This is a genomic window from uncultured Negativibacillus sp. (assembly GCF_944388365.1).
GTDB lineage: Bacteria > Bacillota > Clostridia > Oscillospirales > Ruminococcaceae > Negativibacillus.
The window spans coordinates 1-22,965 of the sequence record NZ_CALXIN010000004.1 but is presented as its reverse complement, the minus strand read 5'-3'; the positions used below and the strand labels follow the sequence as shown (position 1 = coordinate 22,965).

Genomic DNA, 22,965 nt, shown 5'->3' with positions numbered 1-22,965 from the left:
AAGTTCAGGTTTATACTGGCCTTGTCAGATACAAAGGTACCTCAACATCCGGCAATCGAATGACGATCAACAGGAGGCAATCTATGAAAATCGGTGAATTTGCCAAAGCATGCTGCACCCGTGTATCGGTGCTGCGCCACTACGAAAAACGAGGGCTTCTGCTGCCCGATCACGTCGATCGCTTTACCGGCTATCGCTACTACTCCCCACAACAGCTCCCCATCTTTTTTCGCATTCAGTGTTTAAAACAGGCTGGATTCTCTTTGGAAGAAATCCACACCATCCTTGCTTCATCCCCCAGCGATCAGCAGCTGCTCCGGCATTTTGACCGAAAAAGAGAGTTGCTGCAGCAAGCTTTAGAGGATCTGGAACAAGCCAGACAAATGATGTTAGGAGGAAAAGCCATGTCATCTATCCATATTGATCCATCGAACCATCCAATTACCGCATCCATTCCCAAGGCAGCACAGGACAATTTTGACGCTCTGTGTCAGGAGCTGCAAAGCCAGCTTTGCTCGCTGGGTTATCAGCGCACTTCAGGCTTTCGTTCTTCCGCGGACAGCATCTGCTGTGATGTCCTGCGCTTAAACGACAGCGCCATCCAGCTGCACGACAACATTGAACTTCCCTTTGTCGCAGACGACATCGTCGGTCGCTGGGAGGTCATCGGAGAATTTACCGACAAAGAAGAATTTTTGCAGCATCCGCAGTTTGGAAAACCAACCTCCGACATCGGAGACACTCATCGGGAAATCTACTTCCTGCCCGACGGCCAGCGCTACTGGTGCTACGGCTGGACCAAAGGTGCACTGCTCATCGACGACGGTTTGTCCACCAGCTGCAATCCCTATACCAAAGAGAAAATCGACGGAGAGCAGTATCTGTTTGTCGACTTTAAGTCCTACGACTACTGCCGCGGCGGCAAGCCTACCATTTTGGTGCTGCACCAGCTCGACCATGAGGTCTACTCCGCCGATGCCCTCTCCCGCAAGGATGACATCGACCTTCCCTTTGTGCCGGACGATGCCATCTTAGGTGAGTGGAAAGCATACAGCGTTTGTCAGTCCAAAGAACTGTTTGACCCAACTGCAGCTCCTGTTTTCAACCTGTTCTGGAAAAAGGTCCGCTTCTTGCCAAACGGCAGCTGTACCCTTGTCTATGGAGAGGAGACCATCTTCGGCAACCAGGAGGTAGGCTGGACCAAGGGATCCCTTCTCCGCCGGTTTAACCACTGTGCCTGCGCGTATGAGCTTCGCACCATTGCGGACAAAGAATATCTGTTCATCGAATGGAAGAGCGGCGACTACCGCTGGGGCGGCTTTGACACCGACTACTATGTCTTTATCCGCTCCAATGCAAACTAACGACAACCTCTTATAACTTTTTCCTTGCAGAAGAGCCGCCTATAACAGGCGGCTCTTCTCTTGTTTGATTGCATCATTCACCCTGCTTTACTCCATCTCTATTTATCCGCCAGCTCTCAACAACAGAAAAATCCCCTGCTGCCATTTGACAAATGACAGCAGGGGATTTTATAATTCTCATATTCCTACAGAACAATGATCGCTTTGTCCTGTTTTGCGGTGACCCGTCCGACAATCTTGTTGCAGATGGTGACACCTTCGAGCTTTTTGACTAGTTCGTGCGCTTTTTCCTCTGGCAGCGAAATGAGCAGACCGCCCGAAGTGATCGGGTCGACCAGCAGATCCTGCATGTACTGCGGCACATCCTCAGCAAAGCGGACATCGTCCTGTACAAAAGCCATGTTGTGGTATGCACCGGACGGAATAATTCCCATCTTTGCAAAGTCGATTGCCGCCTCGATAATCGGCATCTCGCGGCTGTACAGCTCGATGGTCAGATTGCTTCCCTTTGCCATCTCGGAAGCATGACCGATCATACCAAATCCGGTGACGTCGGTGCAGGCATTGGCGCCCACCTCCATCATCACATCTTTGGCATATTTGTTCAGCGTTGCCATCGCCTCAACCATCTCATCATAGGTCTTTTGGTCGAGCAGCTGCGCTTTGTTGGCGGTAGTCAGTACACCGATTCCCAGCGGTTTTGTCAATACCAGCAGGTCGCCTTCTTTGCAGTTGCTGTTCTGCATGACCTTGTCGGGATGAATAAATCCGGTGACGCACAGGCCATACTTTGGTTCAGAGTCCTCGATGGTGTGGCCGCCGGCAATGATAGCGCCGGCCTCCTTGACCTTGCTGGCTCCGCCCTGCATGATCTTTGCCATGACATCCATCGGCAGGCAGGTCGGGAAGCAGATCAGGTTCATCGACAGCGTCGGATCTCCGCCCATCGCATAGATGTCGCTGAGGGAGTTTGCCGCTGCAATCTGTCCAAAGGTATATGGATCGTCCACAATAGGCGGGAAGAAATCGACTGTCTGGACAACAGCCAAATCGTCGCGCACCTTGTAGACCAGAGCATCATCGCTGGTATCAAAGCCAACAATCAAATTTTCATCGGTAAATTTGGGTAACTGGTGCAGAACCTGCGCCAGGGCATCAGGGCCTATTTTTGCGCCTCAGCCAGCACCCTTTGTCATTTCAGTCAGGCGTTTTGTGGTTGCCATGGACTTCCTCCATTCCCTTTTTTCACTGTAGGTAGTCTATCTGATTTTTTTCATCTTATCGTATTCTTATAGATAATCTGTATATATTCTACCCCGATTTATATCCAAAAACAATAGGATTTCTCGCCAATTTTCTTTTAATTTCTATCGAAATCTGCTATAATTAACATGTTCTTATTTGTTTTATCTATTACTTGCGTTATCTTAAGGAAATGAGGTCGCATTATGGATTTTAAACAGCTGGAAGCGTTTGTGTATGTCGTCAAGCTCAAAAGCTTTTCCAAGGCAGCACAGCGCATCTATCTGACTCAGCCGACCATCAGCGCACACATCAACTCTTTGGAAAAAGAGCTGGATACCAAGCTGATCGAGCGCGGCACCAAGTATGTCTATCCCACCAAACCAGGCAGCATTCTGTATCAATACGCGGTCAAGATGCTCAATCTGCGCGATGATGCCTGCTGTTCGGTACGAAACTACAACAAGGAGCTCAAAGGTACACTGACCATCTGTGCTTCGACCGTTCCTTCCCAGTACATTCTGCCCAAGGTCATCTCGGCTTTTCGGGAGGAATACCCCAATGTCACCTTCAACATCCAGCGTCAGGACAGTGAGCAGGTGGTCGACAGCATCTCCAAAGGCCTGGCTGACATTGGCTTCTGCGGCACCGATACCCACAGTCCCGACTGCGTATTTGAGAGCTTTACCGAAGACCATCTGGTCGTTATCACGCCCAATAATGAACGCTTCCATCAGATGCAGGCCGGAGGAATGAAATCCGATCTGCTCAAAAAGGAACCGATCATCATCCGTGAGGAAGGTTCCGGTACCCGCAAAGAGATGGAACATTTTCTCAGCCGCGCAGGCATCGACATCGGAGAGCTGAAAATTGCCGCCCAATTTAATGATCCCGACAGCATCAAACATTCGGTCAGTCAGGGAATGGGCATTTCTATCATCTCCAAGGCTGCCATCGAGGACTACGAAAATTTCGGACTGATTTTGAGCTTCGACCTCAACGGCATCTCGATGGACCGTCATCTGTATGTCGTCACCCACAAGAGCAACCCTCTGCCCTTTGCCGGTGAGGTGTTCTTAAACTACGTCAAAATGTTCTATGATAAATAATCACAGCTTCCATACTGTGATATTGGATAATAAGGTTTGTAAAGAGAGTAAAGGAGATACCACCATGTCACACATCGTTTTGGCAAAAGCATGGAACAACGGCAAGTTTCTGCCCAACGGCGGCGGATACGGCGTCTGGCTGACCAACTACTTCAAGGACGAATACCTCGATGTCGAATGGGCATCGGTCGTCCTGGAGCTGGAAGGCTGGGAAAAACCGGCGGAGCTTGCCATCAACACCGACGCCTTCTGGACCCGCGGCAGAGAGCTGCGCAGCGGCATCATCGGCAAATGGCTGATTGCCAACGGCAAGGGTCAGTGGGAAGCCGGTCATGAACCGGAAATTTACCTGCGTCCGCTGGGCAAAAATCATTTTGCCGCTTCCCTTTCCCCAATCGAAGGGATTTCGGACAGCGTGGACGTCATGCTGGCTTCGGCACAAACACTGGATAAATAATAAAAAGACCTGCTCGAAAAAATGGGCAGGTCTTTTTATTTTGAATCTGTTAAGCATGTATTTATTTACGGTGTTTTTCCCCACACACCCGTTTGTGCATCCTTTTGCAAAACAAGTTCATATCCGCCATCAGTTCGGTTGAAGTAAATCTCGCTGCCATCTTCATCGACTTCTAACACAAACTCATTTTTAGCACCAAACGTACTGTTAAGTCCACCAAATGTTGCGTAAAAAGTCAGATAATGCGGCTTCACACCTCCGCCGTCATTTTTAAAACCTCTGATATATCCCGCAGAGGATGCAACCGAGGTTTTTAGAATGATTTCCGCTCCATCCTCTGAAACAGAATAATCTGTTAAAATCACATCTGTCCGTTTTGTAAATCCTGTTCCAATCACAAAAGATACCATTAGTACACCTATTGCTGCTATTATCACAGGTAATTTCTTATTTTTCATATCCAGTACCTCCTGTTTGTTTATTTGAGCAGCTCCCGCATGACCCGCTCCGGCGAGCGCAGAAAGCCGCTGTACAGCCGAAACAGCTGGGTTTCCCGATAGTTTACCTGCCGCAATGGGTCCTCTTCGCGGCTTAGCTCATACACCTGCGCTCCTGGAATACACAGCAGGATCGGCGAATGGGTGGAGATCAAAAACTGGGACTTTCTCTCTGCCAGCTGACAGATCAGCCGCACCAGCACCAGCTGATTGGTCGGAGATAAAGCTGCCTCCGGCTCGTCAAAGACATACAATCCATTGCCGCCAAACCGATTTTCCACCAGTGCCAGAAAGGACTCCCCGTGCGACTGATGGTGCAGCGACACTCCTCCATAGGAAGTGATCAGCCTTGGTCCTCTCTTTACATCACGGTCCATATGGTCGATGTCGGTCGCCACATTATAAAAGCTTTCGGCGCGCAGAAAATAGCTGTCCTTCGGTCGATAGATTCCCCGTACCAACTGAGTGTACTCATGCAAAACAGAGTGGCTTGCCTCGGTCGAAAAGGTAAAGTTCTGTGAGCCGCCTTCTGCGTTTAATCCGGCTGCGACGGCGATTGCCTCCAGAATGGTCGATTTGCCGCTGCCGTTCTCTCCGGTGAAGATGGTCACCGGTGCCTCCAGGTTCATTTCCTGACAGGCGCGCACTGCCGGAATCGAAAAGGGGTATTGTTTTCCTTCCTTTCCTTCCGGCAGTTCAAAGCGCACCTGCTGGATGAAATTGTTGTTTTCCCAAAAGTTTCGCTCCATCGTCCCGCCTCCCTCTGTTTTCCACAATCCTCTATGGAAAGTGTGGAAATCACTGTCTTTAAAATTTACATTTGGTTCTTTGATTTTCTCCTGCAAAGTGTCTAAAATAAAAAGTGACCAATCGTCACAAGATTCCAAAATTCCCCATGTTCTGCATGGTATGATACAAAATGATGATGAAAAGAAAGGATGGGTTTTATGAATTTACCTGATCTCAGCACAACCTCGCTGGTTCTGGAAGGCGGTGGATTCCGCGGCATCTATACCACCGGCGTCCTCGATTATTTCATGGAGCAGGGCCTGTATCTTCCCCATGTCTATGGTGTTTCTGCCGGCGCACTCAACGCCATCGGCTATGCGGCCAAGCAGCCAGGACGCAACGCCCAGGTCAACTTCCGTTTCTGCTCGGATAAACGCTACATCAGTGCACGCAACATGCTCAAATATCACTGTGCATTCAATCTGGAATTTATCTTTGATACTGTCCCCCAAAAATATCTTCCTTTCGACTATGATACCTTCTTTTCCTCCGAGGTGCAAGTCCACGTTGGAGCCACCAATCTTCTCACCGGCAAGTGTGAATTCTTTGGAAAAGAACAGATGGACAAGCGGATGTTCCCTGTCCGCGCTTCTGCGGCACTTCCGCTGTTCTCCTACATTTATTACCTGGGAAACACTCCTTATCTTGACGGCGGTATTTCCTGCCCGATTCCTATCTTTGAGGCGATGCGCGACGGCAGTCAGAAACAGATTGTCATTCTGACCCGCAATCCTTCCTTTGTGCGAAAATCCGCTGCCAATCTGCCGCTGATCCGTCGGGTTTACCGCAAATACCCCAACTTTATCCAGACCGAGGAAAACCGCCACATCATCGACCACCGTCAGCGCAAGACCTGTGCGCTGCTGGCAAAAACCGGTCAGGCGTTTGTCCTTCAGCCAAAACAGCCGCTGCAATTAAGCTCGATGCGCGCCGACGAAGCATCGCTGCGTGCCCTCTATGCGCAGGGATATGACGATGCCAAAGCCGCCTTCCCGCAGCTGCTGGAATTCTTACAGAAATAATTGCAGCCCGCCCTTTCTATGTGTTATACTGATAGAAAGGACGGGCATTTTTTCTGCCCTTGTTTTCCCGTCACCGGAGGTGAGGTCGATGAAACAATATCTCAGCCGCGGCGAAAGTTCCTTCCTGCAAAAATTCCTGCTGATTCTGCTGGTTGTTCTGCTGTGGGGCTATGGGTCGGACCTTCTCAACCTGCTGCTTCCTTCCGACCGACGACCCTATTGGAGTATGCACTCCCTGTCGGCCATCCACCAGCTGCACGACCAAAACTCCGACCTGCAAAAGGTTCGCCTGTTTATCGGCGGCAGCGGGCTTTCGGTCGACTGCCAGCTGAAACGCTCTGCCCGCACCGAACAGTTTCAACAGGCCTATGAGGATATATCCTCCTTGCTCGACTCCGACCCGTTTCTTCGCGGACTTTATCGGGACTGTCTGTCCCAGCGCAGTGCCCGCTTTGTCAACAATACGCCGATTTCCTTTTTCATCTACCTTTCTGGCGGAGAAAATGAGCAGCACACCATCGAGGCTGTCTATCAATTTGAACAGGCGGGCGACAGCATCTATTTTGACAAGGTGCAGCCCTGGGAATGGATTGCCTGATACTCTGGCCTTAGCATATCAAAATTCCTGGCGAAAAGAGGGTTATTATGAAGAAGATAAACCTATTTCTGTTGGCTTTGTTTGTGATCGACCTGCTCATTTTGCTCACTTACGGACAGGCACAGGAGCATCAATTCACCACCTATACCTACGACAAAGTTTTGTTCTACTGGTTTTATTTCTTCCCTATTGCCTACCTGCTGGGCGGTTATCTGATCGGGCAGCTGATGCTGTTTAAAGCCAGACTGTCTCTGCACAAGACGATTGAAAGAGCGGCGCTGATTCTTGTCATCGCCCTTCTGGCAGTCTTTTTTGGAACGGGTATTCTTCTTACCATCCACTACTTTGCTCCGTTTTTACCTGGCAAGCTCCCAACATACCTCTATTATTTTATCTTGGGAATCTACAGCAACTATCTTGCAGGCTTTTCTGTTCTTGGGCTGATTTTGTCGATGTGTATTTCCAGCCGGATGACAGCGCATCAAACCCTGCTTTCAAAATACCAGCTATCATAAAAAGGAGATGCTGTTTTTACAGCATCTCCTTTTGTTTATCCCTGTTCTTTTCTGCGCTGTTCCTTGATTTTTAAACCCAGCTCAAAGGCCAGCAATGCGATTTTGCTCTTGTCGTCCAGACGTGCCTCCCCTGAAAGGCTTCTCGGCTGCCACTCGGAGTGGTCGAGGTTATCTCCGGCATAGAAAAACTGGAAAAAATCGCTTCCGCGAAAGTCGCACAGCGCCTGCATTCCTGCACATTCCATCTCGACACAGATGGCGCCCTGAGCTTTTCGACGCTCCACCTTTTCTCTTGTTTCCCGATAGCAGGCGTCGGTCGTCCAGGTGATTCCCTTGACATAGGGATAGCCGTACTGTTCCAGCACCTGACAGAACAGCTCCACATACTTTTTGTTGACATCCAGCATATCACTGGGCGGCGCATAGTGGTAGCTGCATCCCTCGTCGCGGATGGCCTGGGTGGGAATAATGATACCACAGTCCTCGATGGTTTTGTCCAATACACCGCAGTTGCCCAGTAAAATCAGGCACTGGCTGCCCATCGCCAGAATATCCTCATAATCGCCCACACACTTTGGTTCTCCGACATAGGACTGGAAAAACGCAAAGCGTTCTCCTTTATACTCCACCTCGTAAATGGGATTGCCTCCGACCGCTGAGCGCACCTCCACAATTTTCTTCGGCTCAAAAAATGCAAGGACGCTTTCAAACAGCTTTTTGGAGAAACAGGAGACGGTCACATCGGGGAAATTCTCGACCTTCTCCACCAGCATTTCGGGATTGATAACGGCATCCTTATTGGGGTCATATTCCTGTAATAACATCTTGCCACCTCTTTCAGTTCTAAATTTTTATGATTATAGCAAGTTTTATCCGCAAAGTAAAGAAGGAAGGGCTGTTTTTTTACAGTCCTTCCTTCTTTACGGTTATTTTCGATTGTCAATCACCTGCGTGACCTGCAGCGGAGGTCCTGCAAAACAGACAATCACATCCGAAAGCCGTTGTGCCTCCTCACGGTCATGGGTGATAAAAAAGCTCAAACTTCCCGCTGTCTGGGTACGGATAACTTCCAACACCTCTCCTGCGGTCTGCTCGTCCAAGCCTTTGAGCGGCTCATCGAACAGATAGACCACCTCGCCGCGGTGCTGTTCTCCATAGGCAAGCGCCCGAGCAATGGCGACCCGCCGCTGCATTCCGCCCGACAGTTCGTCAGGATACGCCTTTTCCCAGCCGCCAAGTCCCAGCCGCGTAAGAAATGTTTCCGCCAGCTCCTGACGGTTCTTTTCCAGCACCAAGCCAACGTTATCCCGCGCCGACAGCTCTGGAATCAGCCGGTCCTCCTGAAAGACAAAGGCAAAGCGCTTGCCCTCCAATCCCAGCACCTGCCCGCTCTGTGGCTTGTGCAGCCCGCACAGCACGTTGAGCAAGGTGGTTTTTCCGGTGCCTGACGGTGCAAAAAAGCAGATCATCCCGCGGTCCGGCAGTTCCAGCGTCAAATCCTGTGCAACGGTCAAACCATCATAGTTCACTGTCAAATGTTCCAGTTTCATCTGCTGTTCACCCTCATCGACCGTTTTCCTGCCCACTGTACCAGCCGGACCACCACCTTTTCCAGCAGCACCGACATCAGAATCACCACCAGTGTCCAGGCAAACAGGTCGGTTGTTTCCAGATAGATTTTCGAATCATAGATCATCTTGCCGATCGCTTTGGTGGGACGTGCCAGCACCTCGGCGGCGATGCCGGATTTCCAGGCAAAACCCAAGGCACTGGTCAGCGCCGAGAGGAAAAACGGCCAGATCGCCGGCAGATAGCAGTATCGAAACACCTTGCGGCGGGAAAGTCCGAACACCTGCGCCATCTCCAACAGCTTTTGGTCCGCAGCGTCGATGCCCGCGCGCATATTGTTGTACACCAGCGGCAGCACCATGATAAACGAGATGACCATCGCCAGCTGTTCGGTTTTGATCCACACCAGCGCCAGAATGATAAACGAAGCCACCGGCGTCGCCTTGAGCACGCCGATCATCGGGCGGATCATCGCCTGTGCAAACGCCCATCGCCATCCCATCCAGGCAAGCAAGGTGCCTATCAGCATTCCCAGCACAAATCCCTGCAAAATGCGCCACAGCGAGTTTGCCACCGTACTCCAGAACTCCAGCGTAATGCACAGCTGCCCCAGCCGTGCCGCCACCGAAACCGGCGACGGCAAAAGCAGGGGCAGCGAAACGGCGGCGGCAGCAGCCTGCCACAACAGCAGCCAGACCAGCACCGCACACACCTGCATCCATCGAGGACGCTTCTGTTTTGTTTTGTTGGCTCTATCTCTTGTAATAGAAGTCATCATTCGGGAGATTTCCTCCTACCGACTGTGGGTTTGCATCGTACAATACCTGCAAGAATCCACTGGCAATCTGCTGCATCTCATCGCCTTCTACAAAGACAATGTTGCATTCTGGGATCGCTTTCTGTGCAACAGCTGCCTTGAGGATGTCATAATGTTCAGCCAGTTCTGCTGCATGGGCAAGGCCTTCTTCGCTGGTAACTGTTTCTACCGAAGCTTTGTACTCCTCCAGGAAACTGTCCAGTGCCTCCTTGTTGTTCTGTGCAAACTCGGTGCGGACAACAACACAGCCCATGGTCAGACCGCTCTGTCCTTCCACTGCCTTGTCCCACTCTTCGGTCAGGTCCAGTGCAACACGGACATTTTCATTCTGCATGGTGACCGAGGTAACAAATGGCTGTGGCAGCAGAGCAACCTCAGCTTCTCCCGAAGCAAGCAGCGGTGCGATCTCTGCATTTTCATCCTTGTATACGATAGTGACATCCTCGCCTGGTGTCAGACCGTTTTTCTCCAGTACCAGGTTGAGAGCGTATTCCGGTGTGGAGCCTTGTCCGGTGGCGTAGATGGTCTTGCCTGCCAGATCCGCTACCGACTGGATGGTGTCGCCGGTTTCCAGCACATACAGAACACCCATGGTATTGAGTGCAGCGATCTGAACGCCGCCTTCGGTCTTGTTGTAGAGGGTGGAAGCAACGTTGGTTGGAACCGCCGCAATATCCAGCTCACCCGAGATGACCTTGCCGGTAATCTCGTCTGGTGCGCTTGCCAGAGTCACATTATAGCTGTTGGCAGCTTCACCGTTTTCATTCTTTTCCAAAAGGTCCAGCATACCCAGACCGGTTGGACCGCTGATGATTCCCAGATTGATCTCGGTTTTTTCAGCCGAAGCTGTTTCTTCTGCTGTTTCCTCGGTCTCCTCTGCCGGTGTTTCGGTGGTTTCTTCCTCCGGTTTGGTTTCCTCGGTGGTTTCTTCGGTCTGCTGAGACTCGGTAGATTCCCCTGTCTGTGTGGTTGTTCCACAAGCTGCCAGCGAAACGGTCATTGTAAATGCCATCAGCATTGCCAGCAGCTTGCTGATCTTCATGCTTTTCATACAATCTCCTCTTTTCCAGGGAAGTTGTCCTGTCTATCCTCTGATGAGGTCAAACAGATCGTTTTTCCTTCCCTTGTAATCATATTGCATTGCTCCAGATGCTGCACCGCACGATACAGTGAGGTTCGTCCCACGTTGAGAATCTCCGCCAGTTTCGCCATCGGTACACGGTCAAGTTTTCCCTGTGGCTGCTGACGAAGGTAGGAAAGCAGTGTTTCCTCGACGTTTGGCGCGACAAAACTGTCGATCCTGCGGTTTAAAAACTGGATCCTGCCGGACAGAAAACGGATGTAATTGAGTGCAATCTGTGGATAGTTCATCAAAATACGCTCCATGGATGCAGCGGGCAAAAACAGCACCGTGCATTCGCTTTTGGCGCGGATGGTGGTCACATACCGCTCTTCCTGAGCAAACAGCGCCGCTGCTCCAAAACAGCTTCCTGCTTCCAGACGGTTGAGCAGCACACCATTTTCCTTTTCCACGATGGCTGTTCCGCGTGCGATGATTCCCAGCGCACGCTGGTAATTTTCTGGGGAATAGATGATCTCCCCTCGGGAAAACTGCTTTTGGCTGGATTCCCCTCGCAAAATTTCCTCTGCCTGCTGCACTGGCAGCTGGGCAAACAACATACAGCCACAGGCTGCTTTGAAGGCTGCATCCGACGCTGTCATGCTATTTCCCTCCATCTCTGTCCTTAAAATTGTTCCAAATGGTACAATTTTGCCCTCTTATTGTATCCTGAAGCATTCGGAAAGTCAAGCAAAAAGACAATGCACAAAACCCTTTTCTTGTTTCACCGGATGTATATACCACGTCAAAAAAGCGTTCTGCGGTTCTTTGACCGCAGAACGCTTTTTATCATCTTCCGTAAAACGGGGCATCTTCCTCGGCTTTTTCCCGCCGTTCAAACTCCTTATCAATCTCTGCAAAGATGTATTGATACATCTCCTTTGCCATGCGATAGAAGTTTTTGACCATCTTGTATGTATATTCTTTTTCAATATCGGCAGGGTATCGGGTTTCGATGTAGCACTGGTTGAGGTCGGCACTTTCATCAAACCACTGGTGGAAGCCCTTGTCATATTTTTTTGCCTGCCGGCACAGCCAGGTCAGGTTGTGACCATCCACCAGTACATCCGATTTGAGGAGAATATACGCCTTGAGCGCCTTTTCGATCGCCTGCTGGCAGTGAAATGCCGCCAGACGATAACAGCGGTCATCCTCCGAGAGGATCTTGGCAGCAATCAGGTCCTGGCTGGAATGTTCCAGCCAGTCATAGTATCGTCGGCTGTCCTTTCCATTGTGCATCCGGCTTCTATTTCCCATAGCGCACCCTGCCCCTCTGATTGACGCGGGACGCAAACGCATCACTGCTGTCTTTGAGCTGTTCGAACTGTTCGTCGGTATACAGCAAAACGTCGTAAGGGATATCGCTGTCCACCTCATCAAAAATTCTGGTCAGCATCCGGCGTTTATCCGTAATTTTTCCGACGATGCACAGCTTAAAGGAGAGCAATCGTCCATCCATCCCATACTTTGTGTTGTATTCGATGACCTTGCTCGGCGAAAACAGCTCCACAATCTTATCTACTGTTTCCTGAATCAGTTTGTCCGCTTGCTCATCCATGGTTCCTTCCACCTTTCCTTGTTACAGATAGTCGTTTGGATCGATGTCGTCCAACGGGTCCACGACAATTTTATCCTTCTTCACCGGTTTTGGCGGCAAACCGCGGCGCTTTCTCCAGCGGTTTTCCTTCTCTTCTTCGCTGAGTCCCTTGTCCATGCAGACAACAAACAGCACCAGGCTGACAACAAACAAAATTCCGCTGACGGTGGTCAGGCGTTCAAAGTTGATCGGGCCGTACTTGGTAAAGTCGGAATACTTGAGCTTGGCATCCACGCCCAGCACTGCAATCACCTGACCGGATGAATTTTTGATCGGCAGATAGGTGGTGATATAATTGCTGTCCAGAATTTCCGGCACATACACAGCACCCTGACGGCTGGAAAACTGGTTTTCCAGAATGGAGGTGCAGCGGTTGGTGTAGCGTTCATCGTCATAATCAGCGCCGATTTCCCGATAATCCACCTCCGCCTGCAGCGATTCTCCATAATCAGCATCCGCCAGATAGGCGATTCTTCCCTCCAGGCCTCGGTACAAAAGATACACCCGATCGTAGGACAGCGTATCCTTTGCACGGGACAAAAACGCGCACAGATTCTGATAAAAGGCGGTCGTATCGGGATAAGAAACCAGCGCTTCGATGCGGGTTCCATTGTAATATTCAAGCGACAGAGCAAGCGAGGTTGCCTCCGAAAGGGATTGTGTTCCCAGGGTCGTGATGGCTTCCTTTTTCCGGTTGAGCGGCACTGCCACCGAAACCACAGCTACAAGCGCCGACACAATCAGCAGAATCAGCAGAAAGCCTCTCACCTTTCTGGAGGTCATCAGGCGGTTCAACATAGCTATCATTCCTTTTTCAACAGTTTGTTTTCCCTTCAAATCCACACCTTGATTTGAACTTATTATACCATCTTTGGCGATATTACTCAATCAAAACCCAAACTTTCTTACAAGAAACAAAAGCTCTCCTCATTGCGCCTTCGGTGATTTTTTGATACAATAATGGCATACAGCAATCCTGCTGAAAACTATTTTGGGAAATTGATCATGCCGCACAAAGCAGCCCATCCTTTTCCCACCTCCTCTGCACCTTGCAGAACCATCAAATCCAAACATAAACTGTGCTTGTTTTCAAGCCGTGAAAGGTATGGTCGACAATATGAGCGTCAATTCCCAACTGTTAAGAAAGATTCCAAAGGTGGATGAGCTGCTGCGCCACGAACAGCTTTCTTCCCTGTCCTGTCAGCACACCGTTCTGACCGAAGCGGTCCGCGAAGTCATCGACTCACTGCGCCAGCAGATTCTGGCTGGTGAGGAACCTTCGATGGAGATCGACAGCATCTGCAATGAGGTCATCCGCTGTGTCACCAAAAAAACAACCATGAGCCTGCGCCCTGTCATCAATGCCACCGGCATCGTGCTGCACACCAACCTCGGTCGTGCCAAACTCAGCGATGCTGCTGTCCGCGCGATCCAGAGCGTTGCGCAGGACTACAACACCCTCGAATACAATCTGGAAAAGGGCAGCCGCGGCAGCCGCTACGCCCATGTGGAAAGCCTCATCTCCAAGCTGACCGGTGCTGAGGATGCCATGGTTGTCAACAACAACGCCGCTGCCGTCATGTTGGTCCTGAGCACCATGGCAAAAGGCAAAGAGGTTGTCGTCTCCCGCGGCGAGCTGGTTGAAATCGGCGGTGCCTTCCGTGTACCGGAGATCATGGCACAGTCGGGCGGCACTCTGGTCGAAGTCGGCACCACCAACAAAACCCATCCTTCCGATTATGTCCGCGCTGTCACCGAAAATACCGGTGCCTTCCTGAAGGTTCACACCAGCAACTTTAAAATTATGGGCTTCTTCGAAGAAGTTTCTCTGGATGAGATGGTCACCCTTGGACACGAAAGAAACATCCCTGTCATTTACGACTTGGGCTCCGGCGCGATGGTTCGACTGGAGGACTACGGTATTCTGGATGAACCAAATGTTCTGGATGCGATGAAATCCGGCGCAGACGTCATCAGCTTCTCCGGTGACAAGCTGCTGGGCGGTCCACAGGCCGGTATCATCATCGGCAAACGCCAGTATATCGAGGCGATGAAGAAAAATCCGCTGACTCGTGCTTTCCGTATCGACAAGCTGACACTGGCAGCGCTGGAAGCCACTCTGCGCGAGTACCTCGATCCTGCCGATGCACTGGAGCACAATCCAACCCTGCGCATGATTACCGCTACCATGGAGACCCTTCAGCCAAAGGGCGAACGCCTGCTTGCCTGCATGCAGAAGGTCTGCGACGGCAGTTTCCGTGTCAGCCTGACCGAGGACTTCGGACAGGTCGGCGGTGGTTCGGTGCCGACCCAGATGATCCGCAGCTCGGTCGTCGCCATTGAGCCGGACCATGTATCGCTCGACGAGCTGGAAAAACGTCTGCGCGAGCTGTCGCTCCCAATTATCGCCCGCATCTCCAAGGAGCGCCTGCTGCTGGATGTGCGCACCATCGAGGAACATCACTTTGAGTATGTAGCACAGAGCATCAAAGAATGCTGTCAATAACGCTGTCCAACCCTATTGATTGATTTAAAGAAGGATCGAACATGAAAAATATTATCATCGGAACTGCCGGCCATGTCGACCACGGAAAAACCGCCCTGATCAAGGCGCTGACCGGCATTGAAACCGACCGCATCAAAGAAGAGAAAAAACGCGGTATCACCATCGAGCTGGGCTTTGCTTACCTCGACCTGCCCGACGGAGAAAAGGCCGGCATCATCGATGTGCCTGGCCACGAAAAATTTGTCAAAAACATGCTGGCAGGTGCCGGCGGCATCGACCTTGCCCTGCTGGTCATCGCTGCGGACGAGGGCTTTATGCCGCAGACCCGTGAGCATCTGGGAATCCTGTCGCTGCTGAACATCCCCGAAGGCATCATCGTCATCACCAAAAAGGATATGGTGGACGAGGACTGGCTGGAGGTCGTCTGCGAGGATATCCGCAACGAGGTCAAGGGCACCTTCCTGGAAAATGCACAGATGATCGCTGTTTCTTCTTACACTGGCGAAGGCATCGAGGAATTAAGACAGGCCATCTTCCAGCTCATCGACCAGAAAACCCAGATCAAAAATCTGGATATCCCGTTCCGTATTCCGATCGACCGTATCTTCTCGGTCGAGGGCTTCGGCACTGTCATCACCGGCACCTTGATCGAAGGCAAGATGAAGGTCGGCGATCCGGTCACCATCTATCCTTCCCGTCTGGAAAGCCGCATCCGTAACCTGCAGGTACACTCCCACGATGTGGAGGAAGCCTACGCCGGTCAGCGTGTGGCGGTCAACCTTGCAGGTCTAAAAAAGACCGACCTCAACAAGGGCGACGTCGTCGCTGCTCCAAACTCGATGCACACCACCATGATGATCGACATCAAACTGACCGTCCTCAAGGACTGCGAGCGAGAAATTCTCAATGCCACCCGTCTGCATCTGTACCACGGTGCAAGGGACGTGCTGTGTAAAATCGTCCTGCTTGACCGCGACAGCATCAGCGCCGGTGAAAGCTGCTATGCTCAGCTGCGTCTGGAGGAGGAAATCGCCGTCAAGACCGGCGACCGCTTTGTTCTGCGTTTCTATTCTCCGCTGGAAACGATCGGCGGCGGTGTCGTCCTCGACTCCAATCCGTTCAAGCACAAGCGCAACGACCCACAGGTGCTGGAATCTTTGAATATCAAGGAAAATGGTTCGGACAAGGAAAAGATCAGCGCTGCTCTGAAGGATTACTCCTCCCGCTTTGAAACGCTGGACTTCTTGCAGGTACAGACTGCCATTCCAAAGGAGCAGTTCGACCAGCAGATTCAGAAGCTCATCAAGGATAAAATCGCTTTCCGCATCAGCGACAATGTGGTCATCCATGTTGACTACCTCAACCACCTCAAGGATGTCGCCGTCAAAATGCTCACCGCCTACCATGCAGAAAATCCTCTGCGCGACGGTATGAAGCGCGACGAGTTCCGCGGCAAGTTCATCAAATATGAGGACATGGCAGTGGTTGACAAGATTACCGATTCGCTGGTCAACCGCAAAGTACTCAAGATTGTCAATGGCTGTGTCGCCCTGTACGACTTTGAGGCGCAGACCGACAACAATCAGGAGCTGATCGAGAAAGCCTTCTATGAGGGCGGTTTCTCGCCGGAATCTCCAGATCAGATCGCTGCCCGCTTCCCGAAGATCAAAAACTTCAAGGCGGTGCTGGAAGCACTGGTCAACTCCGGCAAGCTGGTTCGTGTGGAGGACAAGATCCTGCTGCACGTCGACTACTACAACAAGGCGCTGGAGATGGCCAAGGAGCACATCGCCAAAAACGGACAGATCACTCTTGCCGAGATGCGCGACCTGATGGGTGCTTCCCGAAAGTTTGCAGTCGCTGTACTGGAATATTGGGACCGCCGCAACATCACCAAAAAGGTCGGCGACGCCCGCGTGTTGAAGTAGCTAGATAGTACTTTCTGAGAAAGTACCAAAGCAGTTCGGCTACGTCGCAAAGACGGGTAGCAAAAGGATAAGAACAAAAGTTTTACTCAATTTTTTTCAAAAAATTGTCCAGTCCAGAGTGAAACTCTGGTCGCTCACCGCAGTGAGCGAAAACCTTATCGTAAGGCGTATTTTTGAAAGCTCGAGAACTTTTTACAAGAAAAAAAGTTCTCGAAGACTGCCGACTTGTAGGTTATTGTCCTCAAAAATTATCCGGTGGATGATTTTTGACGGCATTACCTTGAAGCTTGAGCCGTTTGAAGATGGAGACTGTTCTTCTATGATACAATGAGTAAATTTCTCAGAACAACCCTCGCGCGGATTTTTCGTGCGGGGGTTTCTATCTTCCCAAGAATCATGCGGCTTGCCCGCTTTATTTTGTGCAACCTACTAATCCTCTTTTATAATCCAAAAAACAGCTTGTCAACTCCTTTTGTTTGTGCTATAATATTTGGGTATCTGGGAGCGGATGGGTGCTGGTGTGCCCTCTGGTCTTCAAAACCAGTAATTGTAGTTAGTAGCTGCATAGGTGGGTTCAATTCCCACACGTTCCCGCCAAAGGCGCACTCCATACGGGGTGCGCCTTTTTTGTCATTGTTTATCCGCCCTGAAAGGAGGGGGTTCTGTGAAAATCCGCACCAAAATCATCCTCGCCGTCCTTCTTCTGCTGGCAGTCTGTACCGGCCTTCTCCTGCTCATCTGGTCGCAGTATCAGCCGCCAGAGATTGTGGGCGCACAGCTGGAGGCAAAATCCGAATATGAATCGCTCGAGAGCGTCACCGAGCGCTGGTTCCAACAGTGGTCGCAGCAGCACCAGGGCTGGAAGGTGCCGCCGTCGCAGCGCATCAAAACAGCTTCCATCACCAGTTTGGAGGTGTTGGAACCGGAGATGATCGAGATTCACTACACCACTGCCATCTCCGGTTGGAACAAGGAGGTCGTCAGCAATCTGGAACTGAGCTCCACCGATGAGGAAAACTGCTATCAAGGACAATGGGTACTGCAATGGCGGCAGAAAGATGGTGTCTGGACGCTGCTCGCTTCAATGAGTCCGGTCCAGTATCAGCTGCAAAGCAAGGAATTTTGGCAAGAAACTCAGATTCCTCAAACAGAACACTATGCCGCCAATCTGGAGGAGGAATGCAGCTACCTTGTACAGGACGAAACGCTGTATGTCACCTATGATTACGGAGAGCATCTCACCGAGGTTCCAGACGGCTATCAACTGGTGTGCTCAACTCCCAACGATCAGTACGACGAATATCTTCCTAGTACAAGTTATCTGGTCACCCCTGAACTGACCGCCTTTGTCGGTTATTCCGATGGCAGTGCGCTGCTTTTGTACAGCACCGATGCAGGTGCAAGCTGGCAGCAAAGTCCCATCTACACCGAGGGTGCATTTCGTGCAAACACCTTTTTCTCCCAAACCGACAGCATTTGCTATGCCACCTTTGCCCTCGACCGCACCGGCGGCAGCGATTACTACGGCACCTTCCGCAGCAGTGATCTTCAGCATTGGGAGCGGATAGAGCTTCCAAACGGCTTTATTTCCAATCTAAGTTGCTGCTCCTGGACAGATGATAACACCGGCTTTTACAGCTCGGGCGCACAATACTACATGACCACCGACGGCGGAGCCAGCTACCAGCTGTATGATCTGCCGCAGGATGAGGAGCTTATTGCTTCGCTGGGATTCAATCCCTATGACAGCCTGGAGCAGGTCTACCTTGCGGACGGAAAAATCTACTTTGTCCTCGGCCAAGGAGAGGACGGCGACTACGCCAAAGACGGCAACCTGCTCAAAGCTCGTTTTGTCTCGGACGACGGCATTCACTTCTCTTTTGTAGAGGAATTTACCGACGCTCCCACACCTGCTGGATAAAACAGCAAAAAGCAGCCATCCAAAATGGCTGCTTTTTTTCTTTCCGGTTATGGTCTAACCTTTTCTTTGAGCTGTTTCAGATCCTGCTCATCAGGGTGGCTCAATGCTTTATCGAAGTTTTCCAGCATCGAGGTGCGGCGCGGACTATCTTCCATCGACGCATAACGGTCGCGAACAGCCTGCGGCATCTTGCCCTGGCACATATATCTTCCGACGACCTCTACCTCCTGACCCAGATTCTGCTGTACACGGTCGAGAATCTGCTCAAAATAGGCGGATGATCCTCCAAAACCTGCGGTACCAAACAGAAATACCTTTTGATTTGTCAGGGTTTTTAAAAATTCGGCTGTCGGTTCATCACAGGTTCCTTTGTCCGTCCAGAAACCCACATAAATCGTCTGGGCAGCCAATGCTTTTGCATCCGGTTGTCCAAAATAGAGACAGTCTTCCTGCGGAAGCGCTTCTTTGATGGCCTGTGCCAACTGAGCGGTATTTCCTGTACGGCTGCTGTAAACGATTGCATAACTCATTTTGTTTCCTCCCTTTCATAAATACAATGAACGCCTCGATGTGCCATCATGCCTCCCAGACACTCCTTGTTGCAGCGAACGCAGCGGTGAATCTCTCCGCTGTGTCCCGAGCAGACTTTATTTGGCCATTCTGGGTCAGCAATGAGCTGACGGCTCATTGCTGCACAGTCGATCCTCCCAGACTTCAGCTGCTCCTCCACAAAATCGGGGTTTGTAAGTCCGCCTACGCCGCAGACGGGCAGGCTGGTGAGCGCACGCACCTGGTCACAAAACTTTAAAAAGCATCCTTCCGCTCCAAACTCCGGGTGATTCTTTGGAGGGATGGTATCGCTTAATTCACCATGGTTTGCCAGCGTCACATGAAAGCTGGTGACACCTGCTTTTTCCAGCAGCGGTACAAAGACAGGCAGCTCCGATTCCAACACGCCGGCATTGCCATAGTGGGGATCTTCCTGTCGCACGGCCAGCTTATAATCAATCGGTACATCCGGCAGACGGCGGCGGATAGCCGACACCGCTTCCACCGCAAACCGTGCCCGATTTTCCTGACTTCCTCCATAGCAGTCGGTGCGCTGATTGAACAGTGTCGAGCTGAAGCTGCCGCACATTCGGTCTCCATGGACCTGCACCATATCAAAGCCTGCCTGCAGTGCTAGTTCTGCTGCCTTTCCAAAGGCATCGGTGATCTCCTTCACCTTTTTTACCGGCAGCTCTGTGATATAGGGTCCCACCTGTTGATTCAACAGCGGTCGCAGCTGCTCCATAGAGATGCGTTTGGTCAGGACGCCAGGGATATATTTCAGCATCGCTTTCAGGTTAGAATCAGACTGATGCAGCTGCGCACACAGCTTGCATCCCTCCTGATGAACTGTATCGGCCAGCTCCTTGTAAAATTGAAATCCTTTTTTGGTATACAGCGAAGGTCCAAAGCCGTGAGGCAGCACCGGAACATCACCGACAATGATCATCGCACAACCACCGGCAGCGATCTTTTTCATCCGCTTCATCAGTTCGTCCTGCGGCAATCCCAACGTCGTAGGTGCAAAGATAATACGGTTTTTTAAAGGAAGCCCCCCATAATTGATGGGGCTGTTAATCATCTCATACATGGCAAATTCGCTTCTTTCCTGGTAACTTTTTCCAAGATGGCAAACAACTGCGTCTGTTCTTCCTCCGTCAGTCCTTCCAGCATCTGACGATCCCAGTCAAAAAAGACCTGATGACTGATTTGGAAGGCTTCCTGCCCCTTAGAACTTAAATTCAAATGATAAGCTCTTCCTGATTTTTCCCGTATCAGAAAATTTTCTTCCACCAGCTTGGTGACGCTGCGCTGAGAATATCCCCAGTCCAGACCCAGCGCCTGGGTCAGCTGCGCCTGCGTACAGTCGGGATGTTTTCCAACATAAATAATCAGAAACAGAGAGCCGAAATTAAGCCCCAGCTGTTGCAGCTGCTGAGTGGTGTAGGCAGTAAAGCTTCGGTGAAATACGGTAGCATAGTAGGCCAGAGTTTGGAACATACAACAATCAACTCCTTTTCTTGACTTGGTCAAGTATAACACTCTTACTTGATAAAGTCAAGTGCTCTGCTCATTTAAATATAGAAGCAGGCAAAAACAGGATAAAAGGAAAAGCACCCTGTCAAAGACGAGGTGCTTTTCCTTTTATGTGAAAGCGGTGAAAATCCTAAAAATAATCTTTCACCGATGTTCTGCTTTTATTTTTGTTGAGAGATAACCGGAGGCCGTTTCACCGACAAAACCACGCTCTTCTGGGCGTTATTGGTTTTGTGGACACAGCCAGTGTGGCAGGGATAGTCCAAACGAGCACGGCTGGAAACCAAATCCACGCTGATGGAAGCCTCCAACTGAAGCTCATCTCCTGAGATACCATCCTTAGACACATGAAATAGCCATTCACTCTCACTAACGAAAGTACTGCGGGCAGACAGAGCACAGTCATCTATCTCCACCTGACCATAGCTAAAGAAATTGAAGTGAGAGATGGTACGTTTGAAGTCATAATTCCACTCCGCCTTAGGTGTGCTGCCCTCAGACTGATTGCTTATCGTAATATCTGAAATCTGGTAGCTTCTGTCGTTTTTGATATTCAATCCGCCGGAAACCGAAGCGGTGTGACCATCAGCAGAAGAATAACTGTAAGAACCAGCCAAGTTGATATCAAGTCCCACACTAACTGTAGTAGAAGTGGTGGTGGTGGATGGCGAAGTCCGCTCTATATGGCAGTGTTGAGCATTCATTATATTCTTCGGACGACATGTTTCGACAATATGTCCGCCATAATATTCCTGGATTTTGCTCAAAGCACCGCCCACGCTCTTTTTATAGGTAGAGGCGCACACATTTTTGAAGGGGTACATTCCCTCTTGTTCCACCAGGTAATAATCAGTTTCATCGTCGAGGTTGTGGACGGCGTAAACCTTATAGGACATCGTGTAGGTAGCAGTAGGATTGGATGGGCATTTGCTGCTGTCATAATAATCCGACCTGGACAGGGTATGAGAGAACTGGATGGTCTTGCACTGCGCCTGAACCAAAATCTCCAGAGAGCTGCTGTCGTCGGTGAAGGACTTCAGCGGTGTGTGTTCTGCCCTGATCCAGCCAGGTTGCAACGTGATCTGGCAAACCTTCTCCGTCTTGCTGATCGACAGATTTTTCCAGATAAGAATACAGCTGGTGAATATGTCCACGAGTGTCCTGATAAATGGCGTAGGTCGGTACACACTCCATATCCTCCACAGAATCAATTCCTGCGTTTACCGATAAGATCTGATGGAACTTGGCGATGTCCTCACGGGTAGCCTGATAGAGAACAGCCGCAAATCCCGGACGCATTTTCGTATCAGCCGCAATATCCAGAGAACTTGGCATATACTCTTGATAGGCAAACAGCGGGTTGTTTTTTACATCTTCAATCCAGTTTGTTTTCATAGAACCATCTCCTTTGCAGTTCATTGATATCGTAAGGTGGGCTGGGCCTTGATGAAAAGCCTGGTTGTAGTATATCATCAAATATTCGCAAATTTTGTAAAAAAATAGCGAAAATATATAAAAAATGTAGAAAAATATCGTTGAAGATATCTTTTTGTAGAATAAATAGGTGTAAGAGAAACCGTTCTCGCTCTAAGCGGATTGTATATACAGGAATAAAGCCTCCTGCGCTCCGAAACTTTTGTTGGTTCTGGTTCAAATTGGCTTCGTTATCTTTGACAAAACCGCTATACTTCCTCCTGGAGTATTCATGATAGAAGAAAAAGCCCTCCTGATAAACAGGAGGGCTTTTTCTTCTATGGTGCCGGTGAGCATTCCAAATCCGAACCAGAAGCATCCCTTTTAGAGGCTTCCTGTATCTCGCTGAAAGTGAT

The 22,965-nt window shown here is 50.4% G+C and carries 26 protein-coding genes and 1 tRNA gene; 10 read left to right on the top strand and 17 right to left on the bottom strand.

Going from position 1 to position 22,965, the window contains the following annotated elements; translation table 11 throughout:
- The first annotated feature begins 83 nt into the window (after positions 1–83).
- The gene (locus tag Q0L39_RS01205; protein ID WP_296626517.1) at positions 84–1,364 is read left to right on the top strand and encodes a MerR family transcriptional regulator; all 1,281 of its coding nucleotides are present in this window, start codon (positions 84–86) and stop codon (positions 1,362–1,364) included.
- A gap of 185 nt (positions 1,365–1,549) precedes the next feature.
- Here the strand turns inward: Q0L39_RS01205 and selD are convergent, their stop codons facing one another.
- Positions 1,550–2,587: a selenide, water dikinase SelD gene (gene selD, locus Q0L39_RS01200; protein ID WP_296626516.1), complete on the bottom strand. Its 1,038-nt coding sequence runs from the start codon at positions 2,585–2,587 to the stop codon at positions 1,550–1,552.
- A 225-nt stretch (positions 2,588–2,812) separates the two neighbouring features.
- Here selD and Q0L39_RS01195 point away from each other — a divergent pair, with 225 nt between their 5' ends.
- On the top strand, positions 2,813–3,715 hold the full coding sequence (locus tag Q0L39_RS01195) for a selenium metabolism-associated LysR family transcriptional regulator (RefSeq protein ID WP_296626515.1): 903 nt from the start codon (positions 2,813–2,815) through the stop codon (positions 3,713–3,715).
- Between the two features lie 64 nt (positions 3,716–3,779).
- Complete coding sequence (locus Q0L39_RS01190) at positions 3,780–4,172, top strand: hypothetical protein (RefSeq protein WP_296626514.1); 393 nt, start codon at positions 3,780–3,782, stop codon at positions 4,170–4,172.
- Between the two features lie 65 nt (positions 4,173–4,237).
- Here the strand turns inward: Q0L39_RS01190 and Q0L39_RS01185 are convergent, their stop codons facing one another.
- Positions 4,238–4,630 (bottom strand): hypothetical protein, encoded by a 393-nt coding sequence (locus tag Q0L39_RS01185; RefSeq protein WP_296626513.1) that lies wholly within the window; start codon positions 4,628–4,630, stop codon positions 4,238–4,240.
- A 20-nt stretch (positions 4,631–4,650) separates the two neighbouring features.
- Positions 4,651–5,418: an AAA family ATPase gene (locus Q0L39_RS01180; protein ID WP_296626512.1), complete on the bottom strand. Its 768-nt coding sequence runs from the start codon at positions 5,416–5,418 to the stop codon at positions 4,651–4,653.
- Between the two features lie 198 nt (positions 5,419–5,616).
- Here Q0L39_RS01180 and Q0L39_RS01175 point away from each other — a divergent pair, with 198 nt between their 5' ends.
- From Q0L39_RS01175 to Q0L39_RS01165, 3 genes are all read left to right on the top strand, one after another.
- Positions 5,617–6,480 (top strand): patatin family protein, encoded by an 864-nt coding sequence (locus Q0L39_RS01175; protein ID WP_296626511.1) that lies wholly within the window; start codon positions 5,617–5,619, stop codon positions 6,478–6,480.
- An 88-nt stretch (positions 6,481–6,568) separates the two neighbouring features.
- Complete coding sequence (locus tag Q0L39_RS01170; RefSeq protein WP_296626510.1) at positions 6,569–7,078, top strand: hypothetical protein; 510 nt, start codon at positions 6,569–6,571, stop codon at positions 7,076–7,078.
- A gap of 47 nt (positions 7,079–7,125) precedes the next feature.
- The gene (locus tag Q0L39_RS01165; protein ID WP_296626509.1) at positions 7,126–7,593 is read left to right on the top strand and encodes a hypothetical protein; all 468 of its coding nucleotides are present in this window, start codon (positions 7,126–7,128) and stop codon (positions 7,591–7,593) included.
- A 35-nt stretch (positions 7,594–7,628) separates the two neighbouring features.
- Here Q0L39_RS01165 and Q0L39_RS01160 read toward each other — a convergent pair whose 3' ends face one another.
- From Q0L39_RS01160 to Q0L39_RS01125, 8 genes are all read right to left on the bottom strand, one after another.
- On the bottom strand, positions 7,629–8,417 hold the full coding sequence (locus Q0L39_RS01160) for a nucleoside phosphorylase (protein ID WP_296626508.1): 789 nt from the start codon (positions 8,415–8,417) through the stop codon (positions 7,629–7,631).
- Between the two features lie 102 nt (positions 8,418–8,519).
- On the bottom strand, positions 8,520–9,143 hold the full coding sequence (locus Q0L39_RS01155) for an ATP-binding cassette domain-containing protein (RefSeq protein ID WP_296626507.1): 624 nt from the start codon (positions 9,141–9,143) through the stop codon (positions 8,520–8,522).
- Entirely contained in the window at positions 9,140–9,940 is an 801-nt protein-coding gene (locus Q0L39_RS01150) for an ABC transporter permease subunit (protein ID WP_296626506.1), read from the bottom strand. Before Q0L39_RS01150 ends, Q0L39_RS01155 begins: the two co-directional genes overlap by 4 nt.
- A complete protein-coding gene (locus Q0L39_RS01145) occupies positions 9,915–11,030 on the bottom strand; it encodes an MqnA/MqnD/SBP family protein (protein WP_296626505.1) in 1,116 nt (371 codons plus the stop codon). Before Q0L39_RS01145 ends, Q0L39_RS01150 begins: the two co-directional genes overlap by 26 nt.
- Positions 11,027–11,701, bottom strand: coding sequence for a Crp/Fnr family transcriptional regulator (locus Q0L39_RS01140; protein WP_296626504.1), 675 nt, complete (start codon positions 11,699–11,701; stop codon positions 11,027–11,029). Before Q0L39_RS01140 ends, Q0L39_RS01145 begins: the two co-directional genes overlap by 4 nt.
- A 187-nt stretch (positions 11,702–11,888) precedes the next feature.
- Positions 11,889–12,356 carry a HEPN domain-containing protein gene (locus Q0L39_RS01135; RefSeq protein WP_296626503.1) on the bottom strand — a complete coding sequence of 156 codons (468 nt, stop codon included), beginning with the start codon at positions 12,354–12,356 and terminating at the stop codon, positions 11,889–11,891.
- Positions 12,346–12,657 carry a hypothetical protein gene (locus Q0L39_RS01130; protein ID WP_296626502.1) on the bottom strand — a complete coding sequence of 104 codons (312 nt, stop codon included), beginning with the start codon at positions 12,655–12,657 and terminating at the stop codon, positions 12,346–12,348. Before Q0L39_RS01130 ends, Q0L39_RS01135 begins: the two co-directional genes overlap by 11 nt.
- Positions 12,658–12,678: 21 nt before the next feature.
- Positions 12,679–13,494, bottom strand: coding sequence for a hypothetical protein (locus Q0L39_RS01125; RefSeq protein WP_296626501.1), 816 nt, complete (start codon positions 13,492–13,494; stop codon positions 12,679–12,681).
- A gap of 307 nt (positions 13,495–13,801) precedes the next feature.
- Between Q0L39_RS01125 and selA the strand changes: the two genes are divergently transcribed.
- The 4 genes from selA (at position 13,802) to Q0L39_RS01105 (ending at position 19,051) form a co-directional block, all read left to right on the top strand.
- A complete protein-coding gene (gene selA, locus Q0L39_RS01120) occupies positions 13,802–15,202 on the top strand; it encodes an L-seryl-tRNA(Sec) selenium transferase (RefSeq protein WP_296626500.1) in 1,401 nt (466 codons plus the stop codon).
- A 41-nt stretch (positions 15,203–15,243) separates the two neighbouring features.
- Positions 15,244–17,130: a selenocysteine-specific translation elongation factor gene (selB, locus tag Q0L39_RS01115; RefSeq protein ID WP_296626499.1), complete on the top strand. Its 1,887-nt coding sequence runs from the start codon at positions 15,244–15,246 to the stop codon at positions 17,128–17,130.
- Between the two features lie 500 nt (positions 17,131–17,630).
- Positions 17,631–17,727, top strand: a tRNA-Sec gene (locus Q0L39_RS01110).
- Positions 17,728–17,794: 67 nt separating this feature from the next.
- Positions 17,795–19,051 (top strand): hypothetical protein, encoded by a 1,257-nt coding sequence (locus Q0L39_RS01105; protein WP_296626498.1) that lies wholly within the window; start codon positions 17,795–17,797, stop codon positions 19,049–19,051.
- Positions 19,052–19,098: 47 nt separating this feature from the next.
- On the opposite strand, the gene bilS is transcribed toward Q0L39_RS01105, so the two are convergent.
- The 6 genes from bilS to Q0L39_RS01075 all read right to left on the bottom strand — a co-directional run.
- Positions 19,099–19,581, bottom strand: a complete 483-nt coding sequence (gene bilS / locus Q0L39_RS01100) for a flavodoxin family protein BilS (RefSeq protein ID WP_296626497.1) — start codon at positions 19,579–19,581, stop codon at positions 19,099–19,101.
- The gene (gene bilR / locus Q0L39_RS01095) at positions 19,578–20,690 is read right to left on the bottom strand and encodes a bilirubin reductase (RefSeq protein ID WP_296626496.1); all 1,113 of its coding nucleotides are present in this window, start codon (positions 20,688–20,690) and stop codon (positions 19,578–19,580) included. The genes bilS and bilR overlap by 4 nt, the downstream gene beginning before the upstream one ends.
- Positions 20,678–21,100, bottom strand: coding sequence for a bilirubin utilization transcriptional regulator BilQ (gene bilQ / locus Q0L39_RS01090; RefSeq protein WP_296626495.1), 423 nt, complete (start codon positions 21,098–21,100; stop codon positions 20,678–20,680). Before bilQ ends, bilR begins: the two co-directional genes overlap by 13 nt.
- Positions 21,101–21,297: 197 nt before the next feature.
- The gene (locus Q0L39_RS01085) at positions 21,298–22,137 is read right to left on the bottom strand and encodes a hypothetical protein (protein ID WP_296626494.1); all 840 of its coding nucleotides are present in this window, start codon (positions 22,135–22,137) and stop codon (positions 21,298–21,300) included.
- A complete protein-coding gene (locus Q0L39_RS01080) occupies positions 22,073–22,531 on the bottom strand; it encodes a hypothetical protein (protein ID WP_296626493.1) in 459 nt (152 codons plus the stop codon). The genes Q0L39_RS01085 and Q0L39_RS01080 overlap by 65 nt, the downstream gene beginning before the upstream one ends.
- A partial coding sequence (locus Q0L39_RS01075) for a hypothetical protein (protein ID WP_296626492.1) occupies positions 22,512–22,965 on the bottom strand: 454 nt, incomplete at its 5' end. The genes Q0L39_RS01075 and Q0L39_RS01080, both read right to left, overlap by 20 nt.